The sequence below is a fragment of the Pseudomonas sp. GD03944 genome (genome assembly GCF_029839275.1).
In the GTDB taxonomy this organism is placed as follows: domain Bacteria; phylum Pseudomonadota; class Gammaproteobacteria; order Pseudomonadales; family Pseudomonadaceae; genus Aquipseudomonas.
Genome location: NZ_JAOCAH010000004.1, coordinates 140,852 through 164,655, shown reverse-complemented (window position 1 = coordinate 164,655; position 23,804 = coordinate 140,852). Strand labels below are relative to the sequence as shown.

Sequence of the window (23,804 nt, the reverse complement as noted above, 5' to 3'; positions counted from 1 at the left end):
TTAGTGAGCCACGGCAGCAGCGCCGTGCTCGTCGATCAGTGCGCCGGTGTGGAAGCGGTCCATGGAGAACGGCTGGGCCAGGGGGTGCATCTCGCCCTTGGCCAGGCTCGCCGCGAACACGTGGCCGGAGCCGGGGGTGGCCTTGAAGCCACCGGTGCCCCAGCCGCAGTTGAAGAACAGGTTCGGCACCGGGGTATTGGAAATGATCGGGCAGGCGTCCGGCGAGGTGTCGACAATGCCGCCCCACTGGCGGTTCATGCGCACCCGCGACAGCACCGGGAACATTTCGACGATGGCCTGCAGGGTGTGCTCGATGGTCGGGTACGAGCCACGCTGGCCATAGCCGTTGTAGCCATCGATACCGGCGCCGATGACCAGGTCGCCCTTGTCCGACTGGCTGATGTAGCCGTGCACGGCGTTGGACATGATCACGCTGTCGATGATCGGCTTGATCGGCTCCGACACCAGGGCCTGCAACGGGTGCGACTCCAGCGGCAGGCGGAAGCCGGCGAGCTTGGCCATGTGCCCGGAGTTACCGGCGGTGACCACGCCCACACGCTTACCGCCGATGAAGCCCTTGCTGGTCTCGACGCCGATGACCACGCCGTTTTCCTTGCGGAAGCCGATCACTTCGGTCTGCTGGATCAGGTCCACGCCCAGGGCATCGGCAGCGCGGGCGTAACCCCAGGCCACGGCATCGTGACGGGCCACGCCACCGCGGCGCTGCACGGTGGAGCCCATGATCGGGTAGCGGGTGTTCTTGCTGCAGTCGAGGTAGGGAATCTCCTCGGCCACCTGCTTGGCGTCGAGCAGCTCGCCGTCCACGCCGTTGAGCCAGTTGGCGCTGACCCGACGCTCGGAATCGCGCATGTCCTGCAGGGTGTGGCACAGGTTGTAGACGCCACGCTGGGAGAACATGACGTTGTAGTTGAGGTCCTGGGACAGGCCCTCCCACAGTTTCATGGCGTGTTCGTAGAGGTGGGCCGACTCGTCCCACAGGTAGTTGGAGCGCACGATGGTGGTGTTGCGCGCGGTGTTGCCGCCGCCCAGCCAGCCCTTCTCGACCACCGCGACGTTCTTCACGCCGAACTCTTTGGCCAGGTAGTAGGCGGTCGCCAGGCCGTGGCCGCCACCGCCGACGATGATCACGTCGTACACCGGCTTGGGCGTCGGGTTGCGCCACATGCGCTGCCAGTTCTCATGGTGGCTGAACGAGTGCTTGAACAGGCCGAAGCCGGAAAAACGTTGCATCAGTGGATACTCCTGATACGTGAAAACGGTGTGCAGACGAATCCGCCAGTCCTCGCTGCCGCCCTACACCACCGCCAGATCGGGCGTAGCCTGGGTTGAGCGCAGCGATACCCAGGGAAATCGGTTGGATGGGTATCGCCGTGCTCGACCCATCCTACAAATCCGATTGCGTCTACAACTCAGCGATAAACCGGGTAGTCGGCGCAGAGGCCGGCCACCAGCGTGGCGACCTGGGCTTCCACGTCGGCATCGCCCAGGTGGTCGAGCACATCGCAGATCCACCCGGCCAGCTCGGTGCTCTGGGCTTCCTTGAGGCCGCGGGTGGTGATCGCCGGCGTGCCGATGCGCAGCCCGGAGGTGACGAACGGCGACTGCGGGTCGTTGGGCACCGCGTTCTTGTTCACGGTGATGCCGGTGCGCCCCAGGGCGGCGTCCGCGTCCTTGCCGGTGATGCCCTGCTTGATCAGGCTGACCAGGAACAGGTGGTTGTCGGTGCCGCCGGAGACCACGTCGAAACCGCGGTCGATGAACACCTTGGCCATGGCCTGAGCGTTCTTGATGACCTGGGCCTGGTAGTCCTTGAAGCCTGGCTCCAGCGCTTCCTTGAAGCACACGGCCTTGGCCGCGATCACGTGCATCAGCGGGCCGCCCTGGGCGCCAGGGAACACCGCGGAGTTGAGCTTCTTCTCGATCTCTTCGTTGCCCTTGGCCAGGATCAGCCCGCCGCGGGGGCCGCGCAGGGTCTTGTGGGTGGTGGTGGTGACCACGTCGGCGAAGGGAATCGGGTTCGGGTACAGGCCGGCGGCGACCAGGCCGGCGACGTGGGCCATGTCGACGAACAGCAGCGCCCCGACCTTGTCGGCGATGGCGCGGAAGCGTGGGAAATCCAGGGTTTTCGAGTAGGCCGAGAACCCGGCGACGATCATCTTCGGCTTGTGCTCGACGGCCAGGCGCTCGACCTCGTCGTAGTCGATCAGCCCGGTGGCGGTGTCCAGGCCGTACTGCACGGCGTTGTACAGCTTGCCCGAGGACGACACCTTGGCGCCGTGGGTCAGGTGGCCGCCATGGGCCAGGCTCATGCCCAGGATGGTGTCACCGGCCTGCAGCAGCGCCAGGTACACCGCGCTGTTGGCGGAGGAGCCGGAGTGCGGCTGGACGTTGGCGTAATCGGCGCCGAACAGTTGCTTGGCGCGGTCGATGGCCAGCTGCTCGACCACGTCGACGTGCTCGCAACCACCGTAGTAGCGCTTGCCCGGGTAGCCCTCGGCGTACTTGTTGGTCAGGCCGCTGCCCTGGGCTTCCATGACGCGTTTGCTGGTGTAGTTCTCCGAGGCGATCAGCTCGATATGGTGCTCCTGGCGACGCTCCTCGGCGTTGATCGCGCCCAGCAGTTCGTCGTCGTAGCCCTGGATCTGGTCATGCTTGCTGAACATCGCTGATCTCCTGCAGCACCGTGAGCGGCGCATCTGTGTCGGAAGCGGGACGAGCCCTTGTGGAGCCGATGGTATGACTCGCCCTGATCGGTCAGATGCCTATCCACGCCACGGGGGGTCGCGTTTGCGACATGACGACGACGCCGAAAGGGCGCTGCCGGAAAAGAACGCAGGAAGGGCCCGGCCGTCAGGGCCGGGCGAGGCTCAGGTGAACAGCGTGCGCAGGCCGACCAACAGCAGGAAGTGACCGGGATAGAACAGGTAGGCCCAGCGCCGCACCGGCGGCACCCGCCCCTGCAGGGGCTGGCGCAGCAGCCACAGACCGAGCAGCGGCGCGGCGATGCAGATCAGGATGAACAACCAGGCGAAGGGATCGCCGCGGGTCGCATCCAGGTAGAACGGCGGCCAGTAGTTCGCCGCCAGGCACAGCACCACCGGCCAGATCCAGTTCGCGGCCGGTCGTCTCAGGGCCAGGACGAAGGCGGCGGGCAACAGGGCGCCGGCCAGGCCGAACATCAGCCAGGGGTGGGTCACCACGGCCAGCAGCGCAGCGCCAATGGCCAGCCAGCGCCGCTGCCCGGTGGGCTGCTGCACCCCACCGGCGATCAGCAGCCCCAGCACCAGGGTGGGCATTACATTCAGCGACTGCGGGGAACTGCCGACCAACAGCCGATACGGCCACTCGGACAGCACCGCGAACAGCACCAGCAGCCCGAGGTAACGCAGGGGAAAGGGTTTGGCATCGCCGGCTGTCGGCCGCATCAGGTTGGCGGCGATCGCCAGGCAGAAGAAAGGAAAGGCCAGGCGGCCCGGGATGTACACCCAATACAGGGACGGCCAGACATGCCGCAGGTGGTCCACGAACATGGTCGCCAGGGCCAGCCATTTGACCAGGTCCAGCGCGGCGTCGCGGGTGCGACCGGCGGCACCTGCAAGGGGTGTGGACATCACTGCACTCACGGTGTCATCGAATTGCCAGACGGTAACCCAATGACACCGTCAATGCGCGCACGCTGTCACATCAACGCTGCAGGTTGTTGTCGCAGCTGCTCGACGCCTTGATCAGGCGCTGCTGCATGGCGGGATCGGGCGGGGACTGGCGGGCCATGGCCTGCATTTCCGCTTCGCTGAACTCACTGCTGACCTTCTCGGCGGCACATTCGCAATACGCCTTCAGGTTGCTCGTGTCGTGCCCATCGGGCGCCCCGGCCACGCATTCGTTGACGAACGCGGCCTTGGCACCAGCGGGCCAGGGCTCGGCGGCCACGGACGGCAGCGCAAAGGCCACGGGCACGAAAAAAGCGATCAGATGACGGTAGTTCATGGTGGACTCCTGTTCGGGTCAGTCACAGTGCGACGCCTGGCCGACGACTCGAACCCCGGGTTCGAACCCCCATCGGCCCAGGCATCACGGCCTGTTCTCATGGTCCATGGCACGTGACACGGCAGACGAAGCGACCGGCTGAAGCGCCGATCCCTCGTCAGGCGGTCACGTGCCTGGCCCTAGTTGTGAGGCCAGGCGGCGCCATGAGTTCCGTTTTCCGCCGCGACGCCACCCGGCGGAGCAGCGCCTGGACTGAACAAGATGTCGCGGCAATGTCCCCACCGCGGCGTGGGGCAAGGGTAAAGTAGCGGCATTCGCCGATGCCCCACCGGCGCCCGATCGAGAAAGGAATACGCAATGCCCGACCAGAGCCAGCAATTCGCCAGCGACAACTATTCAGGGATCTGTCCGGAAGCCTGGGCCGCCATGGCGGAAGCCAACCAGGGTCACCAGCGCGCCTACGGCGACGACCAGTGGACGGCCCGCGCCGCCGACCATTTCCGCCAGCTGTTCGAAACCGATTGCGAAGTGTTCTTCGCCTTCAACGGCACCGCCGCCAACTCCCTGGCCCTGGCCGCCCTGTGCCAGAGCTACCACAGCGTGATCTGCTCGGAGACCGCCCACGTCGAGACCGACGAGTGCGGCGCGCCGGAGTTCTTCTCCAACGGTTCCAAACTGCTGCTGGCCAGGACCGACAGCGGCAAACTGACCCCGGACGCGATCCGTGAAGTGGCGATGAAGCGCCAGGACATCCACTTTCCCAAACCGCGCGTCGTGACCCTGACCCAGGCCACCGAAGTCGGCACCGTGTACCGCCCGGAAGAAGTCCGCGCGATCAGCGACACCTGCCGCGAACTGGGCCTCAACCTGCACATGGACGGCGCGCGCTTCTCCAACGCCTGCGCCTTCCTTGGCTGCACCCCGGCCGAGCTGACCTGGAAAGCCGGCGTCGACGTGCTGTGTTTCGGCGGCACCAAGAACGGCATGGCGGTGGGCGAAGCCATCCTGTTCTTCAACAAAGACCTGGCCGAAGACTTCGACTACCGCTGCAAGCAGGCTGGGCAACTAGCCTCGAAGATGCGCTACCTCTCCGCCCCCTGGGTGGGCATCCTGCAGAACGAGGCCTGGCTGAAGTACGCGCGCCACGCCAACCACTGCGCACGCCTGCTCGCCGAACTGGTCAGCGACGTGCCGGGGGTCAGCCTGATGTTCCCGGTGGAGGCCAACGGCGTGTTCCTGCAGATGTCCGAACCGGCCCTGGAACACCTGCGCGCCAAGGGCTGGCGCTTCTACACCTTCATCGGCGCCGGCGGAGCCCGCTTCATGTGCTCCTGGGACACCGAAGAAGCGCGGGTACGGCAGCTGGCGGCGGACATCCGAGAGGCCATGGCGTAAAATCATCGCCGATGACGCGTTGGCCACCCCATCACAGCGCAGGACGTATGAGCGTGCCTCTCTGCGCGGCTGCTCTGGTGCCCCTATTGGCCTTCGCCTGCCCCGGCGAAGGCCAGGCGATGTCTCGGCATCACGATGGCGATGCGCAGGTGTGGATAAGCAATGGCTCCTTGTGCCTGGGAGCTGCCGACACCTATGAGGTCCCTGGTTTCTTTTCCCGCCCGGCTCGCCTGGACCAGAACCAGGTCACGCTGTACGCGGTACACGTCAACCGGCCTACCTACCCGGCCTGGGAAATCGTGACGTCCCAGGAGCTGCCTGTTTCGTCCATCCAGCTACAACCCGGCGCCTGTATCGAATACGGCAAACCCCTTGCCCTGTTCTCGACTCACGTTTCCCCTCAGGAGCTCGAGCCAGGCGTATACGAGGTTCTGCTGCAAGCAGGTGATCAGAACAATCGGCGAGCCTGGTTCTACAAGCGCTTTTGCCTGAGCGGTGAGACCGGTGACTGGAGCGTCAGGGAAGCCGAGCGCCTGGAGGGCACGCCTCAATGGGGGTGTGTCACCTCGCCCTCTCCTGGCTGAACCCGACCGTGGAAAAACCTCTGCGGCACCTGGCGACATCCGCCGCCACAGCGACCTGAACGCCTGAAAGTGGAGCGACCTATGCCGCTCCACTTACCCCCTATAGCAGTGGATTAGCCTGTGGATAAACTGTAGGACAACTGCTCAACGTCACGTACGCCAAGGCTTACAGCTCATCGATCGTTTTTCGAACGATTTCAGTCAGTTAGCGTTGCTGACCGATTAGACAGGGTTTTCACGATCTCACTGTGCATAAGACGCGCCCGCACGGCGCTGGCTACACTGCTTCGGGCATATCAACGGACACACGGATGCGTCCCATGCCACAGACCCCTCCTGCCTGGGTGCCAGGCGGCACCTACTTCTTCACCGTCAGCCTGAGCGATCGCGGCAGCGACCTGCTGACCCGCCACATCGACCTGTTGCGCCGGGCTACCGACCTCACCCGGCTGCAGCATCCGCTGCGCATCAATGCCTGGGTGGTGCTGCCCGACCACATGCATTGCCTGTGGACGCTGCCCCAGGGCGATAACGACCCTGATTGTCGCTGGACGCTGCTCAAGCACCAGTTCACCCGCCACCTCCCCCTGCGCGCCACGTTCGGCCGACGGCGCCGGCTGGGTGTCTGGCAGCGACACCACGAGCAACACCGGATTCGTGATGCCGAGGATTTTCGCCGCCATTACGACGCCATTCACCTGGACCCGGTGAAGCACGGCTGGGCACGTCGCGTCGGGGATTGGCCCCATTCCAGTTTTCACCATGCCGTGCGGGCCGGCATCTACCCGCCGGACTGGCCTGGCGAGGCAGGTTTCGACCTTGAATAATCGGAGGCGTCTGCCAAGGCCTGAACTTACCCACGGTATCGGTGGAGCAAGCTGTGGAAAACCTGTAGGGCGGCCACTACAGGCCACAAAGCGCAAGGGCTGCGCGTCATTGGATATTTTTCGAGCAACTTCAATACGTTATGCCATTTCAAGACGTCCAACTCACCGGCACTTACCCCCGAAAACCCTGTACCGATCTGTGGATAAGCTGTACGACAAACGCGCCAGCGCGCATGAATAAAGGGCTGCAGGCAATCGATCAGTTTTCGAACAGCCTCGTAGACAGGCCAACGCCAGATGCCACGCCTGGCCGCACGGCGGCGGAAGCCGCCACTTACCCCCGGTTATCGTGGACCAACCTGTTGATAAGCTGTACAGCCTCCTCTGCAGCCCAGGGCCCACGGCAGCTGCGGCCTTGCGTCTATTTAATGAGCAATTTCAATGACCTGCAGCACCGCGTTGCGCACAGATACTGTGCATTAAGCTGTCGATTAGCTGTGGATAGATGGCTGAAGCCTTTACAAAACGGCGTGTTCAGCCTGTTGAGCACGGTTTGCGCAACGGCAGGGCGAAGGCCGCTAGAACGGGCTTATCCCCAGAGAAAACGAAACGACGCACGCTGACAGGCCAAATTAACCACACGGACAGGGGATCGATCTGTGGACAAGCTGTAGAAACACCGCCACAGAGCCGGGTTTTCGGGGTATACAGGGCGCTGGCTGTTTTCTGAGCACCGAAAGCGCCCGCGACAACGACCTGGAAAGGCCCGAGAGCCGTGGGCTTTTCCCAGCCATTTCAGTGAGTTAGCCCACAATTACTGTGCAGAGAGCTGTGCATAAGGTGTGTGGATAACCCTGCAGGCCGTATACGACAAGGCCTGCAGGGTATCGCTCGTTTTTTGAGCGATTGCCTCAGAAGTCGATGACCACGTCGCCCTTGGGCACGCTGCAGCAGGACAGGATGTAGCCCTCGGCCACGTCCTCGTCGGTGATGCCACCGTTGTGGTCCATCTCCACCTCGCCCGAGGTCTTCATCACCTTGCACGTGCCACAAATGCCCATGCCGCACGCCTTGGGGATGTGCAGGCCGAGTTTGGCGGCGGCGGTATGCACGGTCTCGCCCGGGTCGACGCGGATGCTCTTGCCGGTGGCGGCGAAGGCCACCTGCAACTGGTCGGCCACCGGCACCGGCGGTGCTTCGGCGGCCGAGGCGGCCAGTTCCTTGACCTCGGCACGGACTTCCGGCGGCGTCGGGCCGAAGGCTTCCTCGTGGTAGCGCGCCATGTCGTAGCCGTTGGCTTCGAGCAGGCGCTTGACCGCGCTCATGTAGGGCGTCGGCCCGCAGCAGAAGATTTCCCGCTCCAGGTAGTCCGGGGCGATCAGCTCCAGCATCCGCTGGTTGAGGTAGCCGCGGTACCCGGCCCAGGCCTCGCCCAGGCCGTGCTTCTCGCAGATCACGTGCAGGCTGAAGTTGCTGATCCGCGCCGCCATATGTTCCAGCTCGCGGTGGTAGATGATGTCCTTCGGCGAGCGGGCGCTGTGCACGAACACCATGTCGACGTTGCCATTGGTGTCATAGAACCAGCGCGCCATCGACATCACCGGGGTGATGCCCACGCCACCGGAGAGGTACAGCACCTTCGGCGCCGGGAAGTCGATGGCGTTGAACAGGCCGACCGGGCCGTGCACCGCCAGCTCCTGGCCCTCGTGCAGGTTGTCGTGCAGCCAGTTGGAGACCTTGCCGCCCGGCACGCGCTTGATGGTGATGGAAAAGCTGTAGGGCACCGACGGCGAGCTGGAGATGGTGTAGGAGCGCATGATCGGCTGGCCGTCGATCTCCAGCTCCAGGGTGACGAACTGGCCCGGCTTGAAGAAGAACAGGACCGGCTGGTCGGCCATGAAACAGAAGGTGCGCACATCCCAGGTTTCCTGGATCACCTTGACGCACCGCACGACGTGCCGGCCGTTGCTCCAGGTCTGGGTCGTAACAGGATTGAGGAAGTCGTTCGACATGGTCGTCTCTCTCGCGCACGGCGGCTATGGGTCCGCCTCTTGCGGCGGATTGTGCGCATCGTCAGGCGCACTCATTTATCTGCCAGCGACATTTACATGCTTATCGCGACCTGCCGCAAACCACGGGGCTTACCGCGTCGGAAACGGATTCGGCCATGTCGCCCATGGATAAGGTCATTGCCACGGCCGACTCCACACTCCAACTCAGCCGAACCATAAAGGTCATGAGCGGACTCCCCTTCCTCCCAGGCGCCATCGGCAGGTGCGGGGCGGGGCCGAACGCCACCTTGCGTGACAACCGAAACAGCCACTTTTTGCGGCAATCGCCTGGGCGATTCGCCATTGAGGAGTTACCGATGGACGTCACTTCCACCCTGAGTCTGGGCGATCCGCTGGCGCCGGCACGCAAGGCAACGGCCGAAATGCTGCAGACCCGCGAGCGCACCTTCTCCCTGCCCCAGCCGTTCTACAACGACGAACGCCTGTTCCAGATCGACATGCAGGAGATCTTCCACAAGGAATGGCTGATCGCCGGCATGACCTGCGAAATTCCGACCAAGGGCAACTTCCTTACCCTGCAGATCGGCGACAACCCGATCCTGGTGATCCGCGGCGCCGATGGCGTGGTGCACGCCTTCCACAACGTCTGCCGCCACCGCGGCTCGCGCCTGTGCACCAGCGACAAGGGCAAGGTGGCCAAGCTCGTCTGCCCGTACCACCAATGGACCTACGAGCTGGACGGTCGCCTGCTGTTCGCCGGCACCGAAATGGGCGCCGACTTCGACATGAAGCAGTACGGCCTCAAGCCGGTGAACTGCAAGGTCGCCGGCGGCTACATCTTCATTTCCCTGGCCGAGAACCCACCGGCCATCGATGACTTCCTGTCGACCCTGGCTCATTACATGGAGCCCTACGACATGGAGAACACCAAGGTGGCGGTGCAGACCACCCTGATGGAAAAGGCCAACTGGAAGTTGGTGCTCGAGAACAACCGCGAGTGCTACCACTGCAACGGCTCGCACCCCGAGCTGCTCAACACCCTGCTGGAATGGGACGACGTCACCGACCCCCGCGCCAGCCAGGCGTTCAAGGACCACGTGGCCGAATCCGCCGCCAAGTGGGATGCGGAGAAGATTCCCTACGCCCACGCCAGCTTCGGCCTGCGCAACCGCATCGTGCGCATGCCGCTGCTCAAGGGCACCGTCTCCATGACCATGGACGGCCAGCAGGGCTGCAAGAAACTCATGGGCCGCATCCAGAACCCGGACCTCGGCTCGATGCGCATCCTGCACCTGCCGCACTCCTGGAACCACTGCATGGGCGATCACATGATCGTCTTCACCGTCTGGCCGATCAGTGCCCAGGAAACCATAGTCACCACCAAGTGGCTGGTGCACAAGGATGCCGTTGAAGGCGTCGACTACGACGTCGCCCGCCTGCGCCAGGTCTGGGACGCCACCAACGACCAGGACCGCCGTCTGGCCGAAGAGAACCAGCGCGGCATCAACTCCACCGCCTACCAGCCGGGTCCGTACTCCAAGACCTACGAGTTTGGCGTGGTCAACTTCATCGACTGGTACAGCGCGCGCCTGCTCAACAACCTGGGCGAAGCCCCGGCGCCCTACCTGCGCCAGGTCGGCGTGGACTGACCCGCGTGAGCCTGAGCCTGCTGCTGGTGATCGCCCTGGCCATCTATGGCCTGATCGCCTGCAAGCCGCGCCGCCCCGAACACTGAGGCCCGAAAGGGTTGTTTGCCCCCGTCAGGACGTATCACCTGACAGGGGCTTTTTTTATGGCGCGGTGTCGGGCCCAGCCCCTGCCACTCATCCGAAATCGCCCATCCGCTCCGCTATTTTTCAAGCCTGCGTCACAAAAATACAAATCCCCTTCGGCAGTGCGCAAGACTTTGCACACGGCTCCCTGATTAGCATCGGAGGCTGATCAAGTACCCTCGCCGATACCGGCACAGCATGGATGCAAGACGATGAGTGGTTACGTCCCCAACAACCGCAACGAGCGCCCAGCCCCACCACAAGAGCCCTACAACGGCGACTTCGATCGCCAGGCTCCGCGCCCCCTGGAGGGCGGGGCGGCCCAGACCAGCCGTTGCCTAATCGGTCTGCGCTTCGTCTGGGACAATGGCGAATGCCTGGGCGCCAACATTCCCTACAGTCTCTCCACTGCTGGCGGCAACGTCATCCGCGGCGGCCTGGATGCCCGCGGGAGCTTGACCCAGACTATCCAGAGCAACGAATACGATGCGCAGCTGCTGGCTGATACAGATGTGGACAACGACATCACCAGCGCACGATCAGAACTGCAGACAGTGCTGGACGAGATACTCGCTGCGGAACGCGCGGAAGCGGCCAAGCTGCAGGCCGTTCAGGATCAGCGCAATGTCGTGTCCAATTACATCCATGTTCGGCTGGCTGCCGGAAAAGGCTTCTTCCTAGGAGCCTGGGGACTCCTCAAGACCGTCAAGGAGTACTCGGACCTGGTTAACCCGTTTACGGTGTTCACCAATGCCCTGCGCAGTGCCTGGCAAGCAAAATCCAGTACGGGAGAAAGCTGGCTTGCCGCCTACAACCGCCAGTTCAGCGCCGAGCAACACCGGGAGCTGGTGGAAGCCCTGGGCTTCGACCCGACCAGCATCACCCGTGAACAGCTGGCAGAGGCCTACGAACTGGCCAACTTCATCTACGAAGACGGCCCCAGCAAGGCAATGCTCGGCCGCTTCGCCGTCGACTATGCCAAAGCCCAGAACGTCGAAGAAGTGGCGGAATTCGGGGGAGCAGCGCTATTTGAAATTGTCCTAGCCGCTCTACTAATCGTCTTCACCGGTGGCTTAGGCCTGGCCGCCCGCGGGGCCTCTTCGGTCAGCTACGTAAGCAAGCTCACCCGACTGGGCAATGCACTAAAACGCTTGAGCGCAGCACTCAAACGCGCCAGGATCAAATTAAGTGGACATGTGCGGGGGACTGGGCAGGGAGCTCAGATAGTTGAAGTCAAAAGGCCGCCAGCGATTCCAGTTGAAGTACCTGCGGTCCCGATCTTGCGTAGTTGGAGCCACCTGAAATTAAGTGAAAGGCACTTCCCTCATAAGGTTACCATTCCCAAAAACACAGGAAATACGATGTACACCGTAGCGCCTGAGGAGGTGGCAAAAGATTTAAAAGAAATACATACACGAGGAGAAGAAATCCGGAACGGAGAATTCTTCAATACCTCGTCAGGAAGAGTATTTGGATTGCACGAAAACTCCATACATCCTGTAAGCGGCCCAGGAACCGTAAACATAACCTCGGCGGAGTACAACATCTTGGTAACGGCAAAGAAGAAGGGACTTTCTAACGCAAGACAATCTTTGGACATAATGTCCCAAAAAGGAATCTTTACCCCCGAGCAAAAACAACGGACCTCTCAACTGCTGGACCTCATGCAAGATAGAGGTATTAAATGAGCAAATTTATTAGTTTTTTCATAAGAGATCATATTCCTGAAGATAAAGTAGTTGCCTTGTTCAACAAGGCTATTCCTGAAGGTGTTGAGTCCTTAGATTTCCCAAAGGCACCCTCCGCAATTTTCTTACAGTACCTTGAGCATGACGCGGAGTTTCAGCGAAGCGCAGGACTTTCGTGGGCCTCAGACGAATTGCAGATAGATGAGATCAGCCTCGCTAATAAGATAGCCGAGACCTTTTCAACGGATGTCTTATTAGAGCCTCAAGCCCTCGACTTACCCAAGGGCTACAACTGGTGCCTGGTTACGCCGGACCGCCGGCTCTACGCCGTCAACACCGTCGATGTGGATGACGGTATCGCCCTGCGCCAAGGCTCTACGCGGCTGCGGATCGAACGCTAGCCGCTCCTCTCCCTTCAGCGAACCAAGCACTACGCCGGCAGCCCGATCACCCGACCGACGCAGGCCGGCCTGGGCAGTTGCCGGTGCGCCTCGCCCAAGGCCGTTACCGCTAGGGCCACCTGTTCATCGAACGCGGCAGAGCGGCCGCTGGTGGTGTCGATGTTCATCAGCATCTGTTCGCTTTCCGCCAGGGGGGATTCGGCTCCGGGCAGATACAGCCCGTGGTGAATATGCAGGCGCTTGCGGTCGTGGGCCAGCAACTGGGTGCGCACTTCGACATCGCTGCCGAGCTTCACTTCGGCCAGGTAGTTGAGGTGGCATTCCAGGGTGTACAGGGTGTGCCCCGTGCGGGCGCGGCCCTGTTCGTCCAGGCCGAGGTGGTCCATCAGGGCGTCGGTGGCGTAGCTAAAGATCAGCAGGTAGAAGGCATCGCGCAGGTGGCCGTTGTAGTCGACCCAGTCGGGCAGCACCGGGGTGCGGTAGGTGGTGAGGGGCATAGGGTGTCCTTGGGCAGGCGGGTGGCGAAGCAAACAGAACGTCGGGAGGAGGTGGCCCCGTTGACGAGCGAAACAAGCTCGCGGCTGAAGCCCCTCCTACACCTGGGATTATTCAGCGAAGTCGAAGCCGTGCTTGGCCTTGGTTTCCCGGATCGCGGCCAGTACCGCCAGCAGGCAGTCGTCGCGGTAGCGTTCCAGGTCGGGCAACTGGCGGGAGCCCTGCTGCTCGGCGGTGCCCTCCACCACCTTGTCGATCAACGCGTCGGTCAGCTCCGGTGCTTCCAGGTAGGTCCAGGGCAGCTTCAGCGCCGGGCCGAACTGGGCCATGAAGTGGCGCATGCCCGCCGGGCCGCCGGCCAGGGTGTAGGTAAGAAACGAGCCCATGAACGACCAGCGCAGGCCGGCGCCGAAGCGGATGGCATCGTCGATCTCGCCGGTGGTGGCCACGCCGTCGTTGACCAGGTGCAGGGCCTCGCGCCACAGCGCTTCGAGCAGGCGGTCGGCGATGAAACCCGGCACTTCCTTGCGCACGTGCAGCGGGCGCATGCCCAGGGACTGGTACACCGCAATCGCCGCCTGCACCGCCTCCGGTGCGGTTTTCGCGCCGCCCACCACTTCCACCAGCGGCAGCAGGTAGACCGGGTTGAACGGGTGGCCGACCACGCAGCGCTCCGGGTGCACAGCGTCAGCGTAGAACTCGCTGGGCAGCAGGCCCGAGGTGCTGGAGCCGATCAGCACATCGGGGCGGGCCGCCGCGCTGATTTTCGCGTGCAGCTCACACTTGAGTTCGAGGCGTTCCGGGGCGCTTTCCTGGATGAAGTCGGCGTCGCGTACGCAGTCGTCGATGCTGTCGACGAAACGCAGGCGCTGCAGCGAGGCGCCGGGGGCCAGGCCTTGTTGTTCCAGCGCCGGCCAGGCGTTTTCCAGGCGCGTGCGCAAGGCCGCTTCGGCGCCAGGGGCCGGGTCCCAGGCGATCACGTCCAGGCCATGGGCCAGGGCACGGGCGATCCAGCCGGCGCCGATGACGCCGGTGCCGAGGGCGGCGAAGGTCTTGATGTCGGTGATGTAGGGCATGACAGCTCCTGGTCGATTGATCTGCGTGGTGTGGGAGGGGTTGGCGAACGCTGCAAAAAGCTCGCGGCTGAAGCCCCTCCCACAAACTGTGTATGGGCCTGGCGTAACCCCCGTGGGAGGGGCTTCAGCCGCGACGTTTCAGGTTCATCTTGGCGCGGCCCTCGGCCGGGGTCAGGGCGCGGCCGCCCAGGCGTTCGATGATCTCGACGGCGCGTTCAACCAGTTGGCCGTTGCTGGCGTGCACGCCGCGGTCGAGCCAGATGTTGTCTTCCAGGCCGACCCGCACGTTGCCGCCCAGCAGCATGGCCTGAGCCACCATCGGCATCTGCGAACGACCGATGCCGAAACCGGCCCAGGTGGCACCCGCCGGCAGGTTGTCGGCCATGGCTTTCATGGTGGTGGTGTCCGCCGGGGCGCCCCACGGGATGCCCAGGCAGAGCTGGAACAGCGGGTCGTCGAGCAGGCCTTCCTTGAGCATCTGCTTGGCGAACCACAGGTGGCCGGTGTCGAAGATTTCCAGCTCGGCCTTCACCCCCAGTTCGGTGATGCGCTTGGCACCGGCACGCAGCTGCGCCGGGGTGGAGACGTAGATGAAGTCGCCGTCGCCGAAGTTCAGGGTGCCGCAATCCAGGGTGCAGATTTCCGGCAGCAGCTCTTCCACGTGCTTGAGGCGCTCCAGCGGGCCGACCAGGTCGGTGCCGGCGCCGAACTCCAGGGGCTGCTCGCCGCGGCCGATCTCCAGGTCGCCGCCCATGCCGGCGGTGAGGTTGATGATCACGTCGGTGTCGCTTTCACGGATGCGCTCGACCAGTTCGCGGTACAGCGCCACGTCACGGCTCGGCTTGCCGGTCTGAGGGTCGCGCACGTGGCAGTGGGCGACCGTGGCCCCGGCCTTGGCCGCTTCGATGGCGGCGGCGGCGATTTCCTTGGGGGTGACGGGAATGGCCGGGTGCTTGCCAACGGTGTCACCGGCGCCGGTGACCGCGCAGGTGACGATGACTTCGTAATTCACGGTTCAGATCCTTTTTTCAGGCGGCAGGGAGCCGTACGCGGTCGAGCCGCGCACGGGTGTAGCGTCAGTGAGAGAGGCGTTACTGGAGCGAAGCGATCACCGCGTCGGCGCCGTTCTTGCCGTCAAAGCTGGTCACGCCGTCAAGCCAGCCCTTGACCACCTCGGGGTTGGCCTTGAGCCAGTCGCGAGCGACCGTGGCTGGGGCCTGGCGGTCCATGATCGGCGCCATCAGCTCGGCTTCCTGGGCACTGGTGAAGCGCAGGCCGGTCAGCAGGCGGTCGGCATTCGGGCAGCGCGTGGCGAAATCCGGTGCGGTGACGGTGGACACCGTGGCGGCACCGTCATTGGGGCCGAACACATCTTCACTGCCCGTCAGGTAGGTGATGGGCATCTGGATGTTCATCGGGTGCGGCTTCCAGCCGAAGAACACCACCGGTTTCTCGTTCTTCACCGCACGGCTGACCGCGGTCAGCATCGCCGCTTCGCTGGACTCGATCAGCTTGAAGCCGCCCAGGCCGAACTGGTTGCTGTCGATCATCTTCTGGATCGCGGTGTTGGCGCCGGAGCCGGATTCGATGCCGTAGATCTTGCCGTCCAGCTGGTCCTTGAACTTGGCGATATCAGCGAACGTCTTCAGGCCCGCCTCGGCGGTGTAGGTCGGTACGGCGAGTACCGCGATGGCGTCGTCGAGCGACGGTGCGGGGGCGACCTTGACCGATCCGCTGGCGAGGAACGGCTTGATGTTGTCGTCCATGATCGGCTTCCAGTAGCCGAGGAAGGCATCGACCTGGCCCTTCTGGATGCCGGCGAAAATGATCTGCTGCGAGGCCTGGGTCTGGGTGGTTTCGTAGCCCAGGCCGTTGAGCAGCTCGGTCGCCACGGCCGTGGTGGCGACCACGTCGGTCCAGCCGACCGCGCCCAGGCGCACTTTCTGGCAACTGGCGTCGTCCGCGGCCAGCAGCGACGAACTGAACAGAGTGAGTAAACAGCAACCCGCGAGTGTGTTGAGACCTTTCATTGATGCTCCCCTTCGGCGGTACGGTTTATCAGGGGCCGGCCATGCGGCCGTGCGCCCTGTCTGTTGTTGTGCAGAGGCATTCAGCCCCTCCGTGCTCGGGGTTCCGCACCTGCGTTCGAGCAGGTGCACGACGCCCGATGTGGCCACATTACGCAGCGAAATGGCGTGGAAAACGCACTAAAACGACTACCTGTTGAACAGAAGCGACCACTTTGCTTGCCCTCCTACCCTACCTGCCGTTTAGTAACGAACGGTACACTCGATGGTTTTTCGCGGCGCCAGCCCTGGTCGAACCGATGGGCCAGACGCTTCGCGCACGCACCTGAAAGAAAGACCCAAGGACACACCGAATGCCTCAGACATTGTGGTTTTTCCTGCTGCCGGGCTTTTCCATGATGGGCCTGATGTCGGCCATCGAACCGCTGCGGGTGGCCAACCGTTTCCAGGGCGAGCTGTACCGCTGGCACCTGCTCAGCGTGGACGGCGCCGCGGTGGCCAGCAGCAACGGCATGTCGCTGAACGTCGATGGCGCCCTGGAAGCCCTCGGCAGCGGCGACACCCTGTTCGTGGTGGCCGGCTTCGACCCGCTCGCCACCTTCACCCCGCGCCTGGGCCACTGGCTGAACCGCCTCGAACGGGAAGGCGCCCTGCTCGGCGGCATCGACACCGGCAGCTTCGTGCTGGCCGAAGCCGAGCTGTTCGATACCCAGCGCCTGACCCTGCACTGGGAAGCCATCGGCGCCTTCCAGGAGCGCTACCCCGGCCTCAACGTGACCCAGGAGCTGTTCGAGATCGACGGCCGTCGCATCACCAGTGCCGGCGGCACCGCCAGCCTGGACCTGATGCTGACCCTGATCGGCCGGGACCATGGCGAAGCCCTGGCCGTGGCGGTGTCGGAACAGTTCGTGGTCGGCCGTATCCGTTCGCGCCAGGACCACCAGCGCATGCAGATCGCCAGCCGCTACGGTGTGCACAATAAAAAGCTGGTGCAGGTCATCGGCGCCATGGAGCAGCACAGCGAGCAACCGCTGAGCACCCAGGCCCTGGCCGAGCGGGTCGGTGTGACGATCCGCCAGCTGGAGCGCCTGTTTCGCCAGCACCTGGATGCCACGCCGTCGACCTTCTACCTCGCCCTGCGCCTGGACAAGGCGCGCCAGTTGCTGCGCCAGACCGACATGAGCGTCATGGACGTGGGTGTCGCCTGCGGCTTCGAGTCGGCATCGTATTTTTCCCGCTGCTACCGCTCGCGCTTCGCCACCCGCCCCAGCCAGGACCGCCACGCCCTGCCCGCCCTGGCGACCTGAAACCGGCGCGCCAGCGGCCGTCGCGGCTAAAGCCCGCTCCCACAGACCATTGGACGATCAGGCTGGCGGCCTATCCGTTCGCGACCTGCGCTTGACGCTTTCGGCAATACCCCCGTCGTTTTTGCACCGGGGCGCCCCGCCCCCCAGGGATATGCTCACCCCAAAGCGCCGGCAGAAGATTCGGCGCGCCGAGCTAAGGGGACAGCCTGATGAGCCCAGCCGAAGTGCACGCCGACAGCATCGTCATCGACGGTCTGATCATCGCCAAATGGAACCGCGAACTGTTCGAAGACATGCGCAAGGGGGGGCTGACCGCCGCCAACTGCACGGTGTCGGTGTGGGAAGGCTTCCAGGCCACGGTGAACAACATCGTCGCCAGCCAGAAGCTGATCCGCGACAACAGCGACCTGGTGATTCCGGTGCGCACCACCGCCGACATCCGCAAGGCCAAGGAACAGGGCAAGACCGGCATCCTCTTCGGCTTCCAGAACGCCCATGCGTTCGAGGACCAACTGGGCTACGTGGACGTGTTCAAGCAGCTCGGCGTGGGCATCGTGCAGATGTGCTACAACACCCAGAACCTGGTGGGCACCGGCTGCTACGAGCGCGACGGCGGCCTGTCGGGCTTCGGCCGCGAGATCGTCGCCGAGATGAACCGGGTCGGCATCATGTGCGACCTGTCCCACGTCGGCAGCAAGACCTCCGAAGAGGTCATCCTCGAATCGAAGAAGCCGGTCTGCTACTCGCACTGCCTGCCGTCCGGCCTGAAAGAACACCCGCGCAACAAGTCCGATGAAGAACTGAAGTTCATCGCCGATCATGGCGGCTTCGTCGGCGTGACCATGTTCGCGCCGTTCCTGGCCAAGGGCATCGACTCGACCATCGACGACTACGCCGAGGCCATCGAGTACGTGATGAACATCGTTGGCGAAGACGCCATCGGCATCGGCACCGACTTCACCCAGGGCCACGGCCAGGACTTCTTCGAGTGGCTGACACACGACAAGGGGTACGCCCGCCGCCTGACCAACTTCGGCAAGATCGTCAACCCGCTGGGCATCCGCACCGTGGGCGAATTCCCCAACCTCACCGAGACCCTGCTCAAGCGCGGCATGCCCGAGCGCGTGGTGCGCAAGGTCATGGGGGAGAACTGGGTAAGGGTTCTCAAGGACGTCTGGGGCGAATGACGAATACCTCCGGAGCCTGCTGCGCCCACCGATAGCTGCGTCGCGTCCTCGCGACACGCTCGCCGTACATGCGTACTGCTCTCGCGTGTCGCTGCGGGTCTCCTTGCTCTCGGCGTGCTCGCTACGGCTCCACAGGCATTCATCCATGCTTTTTCAAACACGCAAGACAACGAATTCTGGAGCTTAAACACATGGCCTCTCACGCCCCCGAAATGCCCATCCAGGTCGACGACGAAACCGGCGTCTGGACCACCGATGCCCTGCCGATGCTGTATGTGCCGCGGCATTTCTTCGTCAACAACCACATCGGTATCGAAGAGGTGCTGGGCGCCGAGGCGTATGCCGAGATTCTCTACAAGGCCGGCTACAAGTCCGCCTGGCACTGGTGCGAGAAAGAGGCCGAGTGCCACGGGCTGGTGGGGGTCGAGGTGTTCGAGCACTACATGAAGCGCCTGTCGCAACGCGGCTGGGGCCTGTTCAAGATCCAGTCGATCGACCTGGACAAGGGCACCTGCGAGGTGCGCCTGGACCACTCCGCCTTCGTCTACGTCTACGGCCAGTGCGGGCGCCCGGTGGACTACATGTTCACCGGCTGGTTCGCCGGCGCCATGGACCAGATCCTGGCCGCCAAGGGCAGCGCCCTGCGCACCGTGGCCGAACAGGTCTACGGCGCCTCCCAGGACGGCCACGACCATGGGCTGTTCCGTGTGAAACCACTCTAAGAAACCCAATTCAACCGTGATTGAAAACGTAGCGAGCGAAGGGTAGGCAAGGCGGAGGCAGAAGCGAAAAGCGGAGTTTACGAGTAGTAAATGAGCATTTTCGCTTCTGCCTCCAACGCCGCATAACCGAGCGCAGTAGTTTTCAGAGGGTGCCGCAATGGCTTTCGAATCGATGTTCCAGCCGATCCAGATCGGCAAGCTCACCATCCGCAACCGCGTGCTCAGCACCGCGCACGCCGAGGTCTACGCCACCGACGGCGGGATGACCACCGAGCGCTACGTGAAGTACTACGAAGAGAAGGCCAAGGGCGGCATCGGCCTGGCCATCTGCGGCGGCTCGTCCGTGGTGGCCATCGACAGCCCGCAGCAGTGGTGGAGCTCGGTCAACCTGTCCACCGACCGCATCATTCCGCATTTCCAGAACCTGGCCGACGCCATGCACAAGCACGGCGCCAAGATCATGATCCAGATTACCCACATGGGTCGCCGCTCGCGCTGGGACGGTTTCCACTGGCCGACCCTGATGTCGCCGTCGGGCATCCGCGAGCCGGTGCACCGCGCCACCTGCAAGACCATCGAGGTCGAGGAAATCTGGCGGGTGATCGGCAACTACGCCCAGGCCGCGCGCCGGGCGAAGGAGGGCGGCCTGGACGGCGTCGAGCTGTCCGCCGTGCACCAGCACATGATCGACCAGTTCTGGTCGCCGCGGGTCAACAAGCGCACCGACGAATGGGGCGGCACCTTCGAGGGCCGCATGAAGTTCGGCCTGGAAGTGCTCAAGGCCGTGCGGGCCGAAGTGGGCGACGATTTCTGCGTGGGCATGCGCATCTGCGGTGACGAGTTCCACCCGGACGGCCTGTCCCACGAGGACATGAAGCAGATCGCCAAGTACTACGACGACACCGGCATGCTCGACTTCATCGGCGTGGTGGGCTCGGGCTGCGACACCCACAACACCCTGGCGAACGTCATCCCGAACATGAGTTACCCGCCGGAGCCATTCCTGCACCTGGCGGCCGGGATCAAGGAAGTGGTCAAGGTGCCGGTGCTGCACGCGCAGAACATCAAGGACCCGAACCAGGCCACGCGCATCCTCGAAGGCGGCTACGTGGACATGGTCGGCATGACCCGCGCGCACATCGCCGACCCGCACCTGATCGCCAAGATCAAGATGGGCCAGGTCGACCAGATCAAGCAGTGCGTCGGCGCCAACTACTGCATCGACCGCCAGTACCAGGGCCTGGACGTGCTGTGCATCCAGAACGCCGCCACCAGCCGCGAGTACATGGGCCTGCCGCACATCATCGAGAAATCCACCGGGCCCAAGCGCAAAGTGGTGATCGTCGGCGGCGGCCCGGCCGGGATGGAAGCCGCCCGCGTAGCCGCCGAACGCGGCCACGACGTGACCCTGTTCGAGAAGAAAGACAGCCTCGGCGGGCAGATCAGCCTGGCCGCCAAGGCCCCGCAACGTGACCAGATGGCCGGTATCACCCGCTGGTTCCAGCTGGAGCTGGCGCGCCTGAACATCGACCTGCGCCTGGGCACCGGCGCCGATGTCGACACCATTCTCGACCTGCGCCCGGACATCGTGGTGCTGGCCAACGGCGGCCACCCGTTCGTCGAGCAGAACGAGCACTGGGGCTCGGCCGAAGGCCTGGTGGTCAGCAGCTGGGACATCCTCGACGGCAAGGTGGCACCGGGTAACAACGTGCTGGTGTACGACACCATCTGCGAATTCACCGGCATGTCGGTGGCCGACTTCATGGCCGAGAAAGGCGCCAAGGTGGAAATCGTCACCGACGACATCAAGCCGGGCGTGGCCATCGGCGGTACCAGCTTCCCGACCTACTACCGCAGCCTGTACCCCAAGGAAGTGATCATGACCGGCGACCTGATGCTGGAAAAGGTCTACCGCGAGGGCGACAAGGTGGTGGCGGTGCTGGAGAACGAATACACCGGCGCCAAGGAAGAGCGGGTGGTCGACCAGGTGGTGGTGGAGAACGGCGTACGGCCGGACGAAACCCTGTACTACGCGCTCAAGGACGGCTCGCGCAACAAGGGCCAGATCGACGTCGAGGCGCTGTTCGCCATCCAGCCGCAACCCTGCCTGTCCCAGGCCGGCGACGGCTACCTGCTGTTCCGCATCGGCGACTGCGTGGCCCAGCGCAACACCCACGCGGCGATCTACGACGCGCTGCGGCTGTGCAAGGACTTCTGATCTAAACGCTGAATCGGTGTGGGAGAGGCTTGGCCGGGGCGACACGCATCGCGGCCAATCCCCTCCCACCAGCCCCGCCCTCGGGCTTGAGGATGTCGTCGATGTTAAACACCCTGCTCCCCATCCTGCTCTTCGCCGCCCTCGGCCTCGCTGTGCTCGGCGCGGCGAAGCGCTTCTTCATGTGGCGCCGTGGCCGGCCGGCCAAGGTCGACTGGATCGGCGGGCTGCTGAAGATGCCGCGCCGCTACCTGGTGGACCTGCACCACGTGGTCGAACGCGACAAGTACATGTCCAGGACCCACGTGGCCACCGCCGGCGGTTTCGTGCTGGCGGCGCTGCTGGCGATCCTGGTCCATGGGTTCGGGCTGCAGAGCCGGCTGCTGGGCTATGCCCTGCTGGCCGCCACGGTGCTGATGTTCGTCGGTGCGCTGTTCGTCGCCAAACGCCGCCTCGACCCGCCGGCGCGCCTGTCGAAAGGCCCGTGGATGCGCCTGCCGAAAAGCCTGCTGATGTTCGCGGCCAGCTTCTTCATCGCCACCCTGCCGGTGGCCGGGATTCTGCCGGAAGGCTTCGGCGGCTGGGTGCTGGCCGCGATTCTCGCGGTGGGTGTGGCCTGGGGCGTGTCCGAGCTGTTCTTCGGCATGACCTGGGGCGGGCCGATGAAGCACGCCTTCGCCGGCGCCCTGCACTTGGCCTGGCACCGCCGCGCCGAACGCTTCGGCGGTGGCCGCTCGACCGGCTTGAAAGCCCTGGACCTGAACGATCCGAACGCCCCGCTGGGCGTGGAAAAACCCACGGATTTCACCTGGAACCAGTTGCTCGGCTTCGACGCCTGCGTGCAGTGCGGCAAGTGCGAGGCGATGTGCCCGGCCTTCGCCGCCGGCCAGCCGCTGAACCCGAAGAAGCTGATCCAGGACATGGTCATCGGCCTGGCTGGTGGCAACGACGCCTCGTTCGCCGGCTCGCCGTACCCTGGCAAGCCGCTGGGCGAACACAGCGGCGGCCCGCACCAACCCATCGTCAACCTGAACGGCAAGGCCCTGGTGGATGCCGAGACGCTGTGGTCGTGCACCACCTGCCGCGCCTGCGTCGAGGAATGCCCGATGATGATCGAGCACGTCGACGCCATCGTCGACATGCGCCGCCACCTGACCCTGGAAAAAGGCGCCACCCCGAACAAGGGCGCCGAGGTGCTGGACAACCTGATCGCCACCGACAACCCGGGCGGCTTCGCACCGGGCGGCCGGCTGAACTGGGCGGCCGACCTGAACCTGCCGCTGATGAGTGACAAGCAGCAGACCGAGGTGCTGTTCTGGGTCGGCGACGGCGCCTTCGACATGCGCAACCAGCGCACCCTGCGTGCCTTCGTGAAGATCCTCAAGGCGGCCAACGTGGACTTCGCCGTGCTCGGCCTGGAAGAACGCGACAGCGGCGACGTGGCCCGGCGCCTGGGCGACGAAGCGACCTTCCAGCACCTGGCCAGCCGCAATATCGCCACCCTGGCCAAATACCGTTTCAAGACCATCGTCTCCTGCGACCCGCACAGCTTCCATGTGCTGAAGAACGAATACGGTGCGCTGGGCGGCCATTACCAGGTCATGCACCACAGCACCTTCATCGAGACCCTGATGCAGCGTGACCTGCTCAGCCTCGGCCAACACGCCCTGGCCAACGGTTCGGTGACCTACCACGACCCTTGCTACCTGGGCCGCTACAACGGCGAGTACGAGGCACCGCGCGCCGTGCTCAAGGCCATCGGTATCGAGGTCAAGGAAATGGAGCGCTCCGGCTTCCGCTCGCGCTGCTGCGGCGGCGGTGGCGGCGCGCCAATCACCGACATCCCGGGCAAGCAGCGGATTCCCGACATGCGCATGGTCGACATCAAGGAAACCGGTGCCGAAGTGGTGGCCGTGGGTTGCCCGCAGTGCACCGTGATGCTCGAAGGCGTGGTCGCCCCGCGCCCTGACATCAAGGACATCGCCGAGCTGGTGGCCGAGGCGCTGATCGAGGCGGCGCCCGCGGCAAAAAAGCCGGCCCCGGCCGCCCGTGAACTGGCGGAGGTGCAGTGATGGATACCTTCGCCAC

Annotated in this window: 20 protein-coding genes; 11 read left to right on the top strand and 9 right to left on the bottom strand. The window is 64.1% G+C overall.

All coding sequences use genetic code 11. The annotated features are described in order from the left end of the window. From N5C28_RS08995 to N5C28_RS08980, 4 genes are all read right to left on the bottom strand, one after another. The gene (locus N5C28_RS08995) at positions 1-1,251 is read right to left on the bottom strand and encodes a sarcosine oxidase subunit beta family protein (RefSeq protein ID WP_279821727.1); all 1,251 of its coding nucleotides are present in this window, start codon (positions 1,249-1,251) and stop codon (positions 1-3) included. Positions 1,252-1,430: 179 nt separating this feature from the next. Further along, positions 1,431-2,684: a serine hydroxymethyltransferase gene (gene glyA / locus N5C28_RS08990; protein ID WP_279821726.1), complete on the bottom strand. Its 1,254-nt coding sequence runs from the start codon at positions 2,682-2,684 to the stop codon at positions 1,431-1,433. Positions 2,685-2,888: 204 nt separating this feature from the next. Then, positions 2,889-3,632, bottom strand: coding sequence for a TraX family protein (locus N5C28_RS08985; protein ID WP_279821725.1), 744 nt, complete (start codon positions 3,630-3,632; stop codon positions 2,889-2,891). Positions 3,633-3,705: 73 nt separating this feature from the next. Beyond that, the gene (locus N5C28_RS08980) at positions 3,706-4,008 is read right to left on the bottom strand and encodes a hypothetical protein (RefSeq protein WP_279821724.1); all 303 of its coding nucleotides are present in this window, start codon (positions 4,006-4,008) and stop codon (positions 3,706-3,708) included. 357 nt (positions 4,009-4,365) lie between these two features. On the opposite strand from N5C28_RS08980, the gene N5C28_RS08975 reads away from it, so the two are divergent. From N5C28_RS08975 to N5C28_RS08965, 3 genes are all read left to right on the top strand, one after another. After that, positions 4,366-5,403: a low specificity L-threonine aldolase gene (locus tag N5C28_RS08975; RefSeq protein WP_279821723.1), complete on the top strand. Its 1,038-nt coding sequence runs from the start codon at positions 4,366-4,368 to the stop codon at positions 5,401-5,403. 47 nt (positions 5,404-5,450) lie between these two features. Next, positions 5,451-5,987 carry a hypothetical protein gene (locus N5C28_RS08970; RefSeq protein WP_279821722.1) on the top strand — a complete coding sequence of 179 codons (537 nt, stop codon included), beginning with the start codon at positions 5,451-5,453 and terminating at the stop codon, positions 5,985-5,987. A gap of 320 nt (positions 5,988-6,307) precedes the next feature. Next, a complete protein-coding gene (locus tag N5C28_RS08965) occupies positions 6,308-6,814 on the top strand; it encodes a transposase (RefSeq protein WP_279821721.1) in 507 nt (168 codons plus the stop codon). 911 nt (positions 6,815-7,725) lie between these two features. On the opposite strand, the gene gbcB is transcribed toward N5C28_RS08965, so the two are convergent. Beyond that, positions 7,726-8,826, bottom strand: a complete 1,101-nt coding sequence (gene gbcB / locus N5C28_RS08960) for a glycine-betaine demethylase subunit GbcB (protein WP_279821719.1) — start codon at positions 8,824-8,826, stop codon at positions 7,726-7,728. A gap of 356 nt (positions 8,827-9,182) precedes the next feature. Here gbcB and gbcA point away from each other — a divergent pair, with 356 nt between their 5' ends. The 3 genes from gbcA to N5C28_RS08945 all read left to right on the top strand — a co-directional run bounded on the left by gbcA (position 9,183) and on the right by N5C28_RS08945 (position 12,687). Further along, on the top strand, positions 9,183-10,475 hold the full coding sequence (gbcA, locus tag N5C28_RS08955; RefSeq protein WP_279821718.1) for a glycine-betaine demethylase subunit GbcA: 1,293 nt from the start codon (positions 9,183-9,185) through the stop codon (positions 10,473-10,475). A 335-nt stretch (positions 10,476-10,810) separates the two neighbouring features. Further along, positions 10,811-12,286, top strand: a complete 1,476-nt coding sequence (locus tag N5C28_RS08950; protein ID WP_279821717.1) for a hypothetical protein — start codon at positions 10,811-10,813, stop codon at positions 12,284-12,286. Continuing rightward, the gene (locus tag N5C28_RS08945; RefSeq protein ID WP_279821716.1) at positions 12,283-12,687 is read left to right on the top strand and encodes a hypothetical protein; all 405 of its coding nucleotides are present in this window, start codon (positions 12,283-12,285) and stop codon (positions 12,685-12,687) included. The genes N5C28_RS08950 and N5C28_RS08945 overlap by 4 nt, the downstream gene beginning before the upstream one ends. Before the next feature lie 29 nt (positions 12,688-12,716). On the opposite strand, the gene N5C28_RS08940 is transcribed toward N5C28_RS08945, so the two are convergent. The 4 genes from N5C28_RS08940 to choX form a co-directional block, all read right to left on the bottom strand. Beyond that, a complete protein-coding gene (locus N5C28_RS08940; RefSeq protein WP_279821715.1) occupies positions 12,717-13,184 on the bottom strand; it encodes a thioesterase family protein in 468 nt (155 codons plus the stop codon). 108 nt (positions 13,185-13,292) lie between these two features. Beyond that, on the bottom strand, positions 13,293-14,258 hold the full coding sequence (locus N5C28_RS08935) for an L-carnitine dehydrogenase (protein WP_279821714.1): 966 nt from the start codon (positions 14,256-14,258) through the stop codon (positions 13,293-13,295). Positions 14,259-14,382: 124 nt separating this feature from the next. After that, positions 14,383-15,270 carry a 3-keto-5-aminohexanoate cleavage protein gene (locus N5C28_RS08930; protein ID WP_279821713.1) on the bottom strand — a complete coding sequence of 296 codons (888 nt, stop codon included), beginning with the start codon at positions 15,268-15,270 and terminating at the stop codon, positions 14,383-14,385. Positions 15,271-15,349: 79 nt separating this feature from the next. After that, a complete protein-coding gene (choX, locus tag N5C28_RS08925) occupies positions 15,350-16,288 on the bottom strand; it encodes a choline ABC transporter substrate-binding protein (protein WP_279821712.1) in 939 nt (312 codons plus the stop codon). A 350-nt stretch (positions 16,289-16,638) separates the two neighbouring features. Between choX and N5C28_RS08920 the strand changes: the two genes are divergently transcribed. From N5C28_RS08920 to dgcB, 5 genes are all read left to right on the top strand, one after another. Continuing rightward, positions 16,639-17,592 (top strand): GlxA family transcriptional regulator, encoded by a 954-nt coding sequence (locus N5C28_RS08920; RefSeq protein ID WP_279821711.1) that lies wholly within the window; start codon positions 16,639-16,641, stop codon positions 17,590-17,592. A gap of 209 nt (positions 17,593-17,801) precedes the next feature. Further along, a complete protein-coding gene (locus N5C28_RS08915) occupies positions 17,802-18,779 on the top strand; it encodes a dipeptidase (RefSeq protein WP_279821709.1) in 978 nt (325 codons plus the stop codon). 191 nt (positions 18,780-18,970) lie between these two features. Continuing rightward, the gene (locus tag N5C28_RS08910) at positions 18,971-19,501 is read left to right on the top strand and encodes a 4-vinyl reductase (RefSeq protein WP_279821708.1); all 531 of its coding nucleotides are present in this window, start codon (positions 18,971-18,973) and stop codon (positions 19,499-19,501) included. Between the two features lie 157 nt (positions 19,502-19,658). Beyond that, on the top strand, positions 19,659-21,719 hold the full coding sequence (gene dgcA / locus N5C28_RS08905) for a dimethylglycine demethylation protein DgcA (protein ID WP_279821707.1): 2,061 nt from the start codon (positions 19,659-19,661) through the stop codon (positions 21,717-21,719). A gap of 101 nt (positions 21,720-21,820) precedes the next feature. Next, positions 21,821-23,788 carry a dimethylglycine demethylation protein DgcB gene (gene dgcB, locus N5C28_RS08900; RefSeq protein ID WP_279821706.1) on the top strand — a complete coding sequence of 656 codons (1,968 nt, stop codon included), beginning with the start codon at positions 21,821-21,823 and terminating at the stop codon, positions 23,786-23,788. The last annotated feature ends 16 nt before the right edge of the window (positions 23,789-23,804 follow it).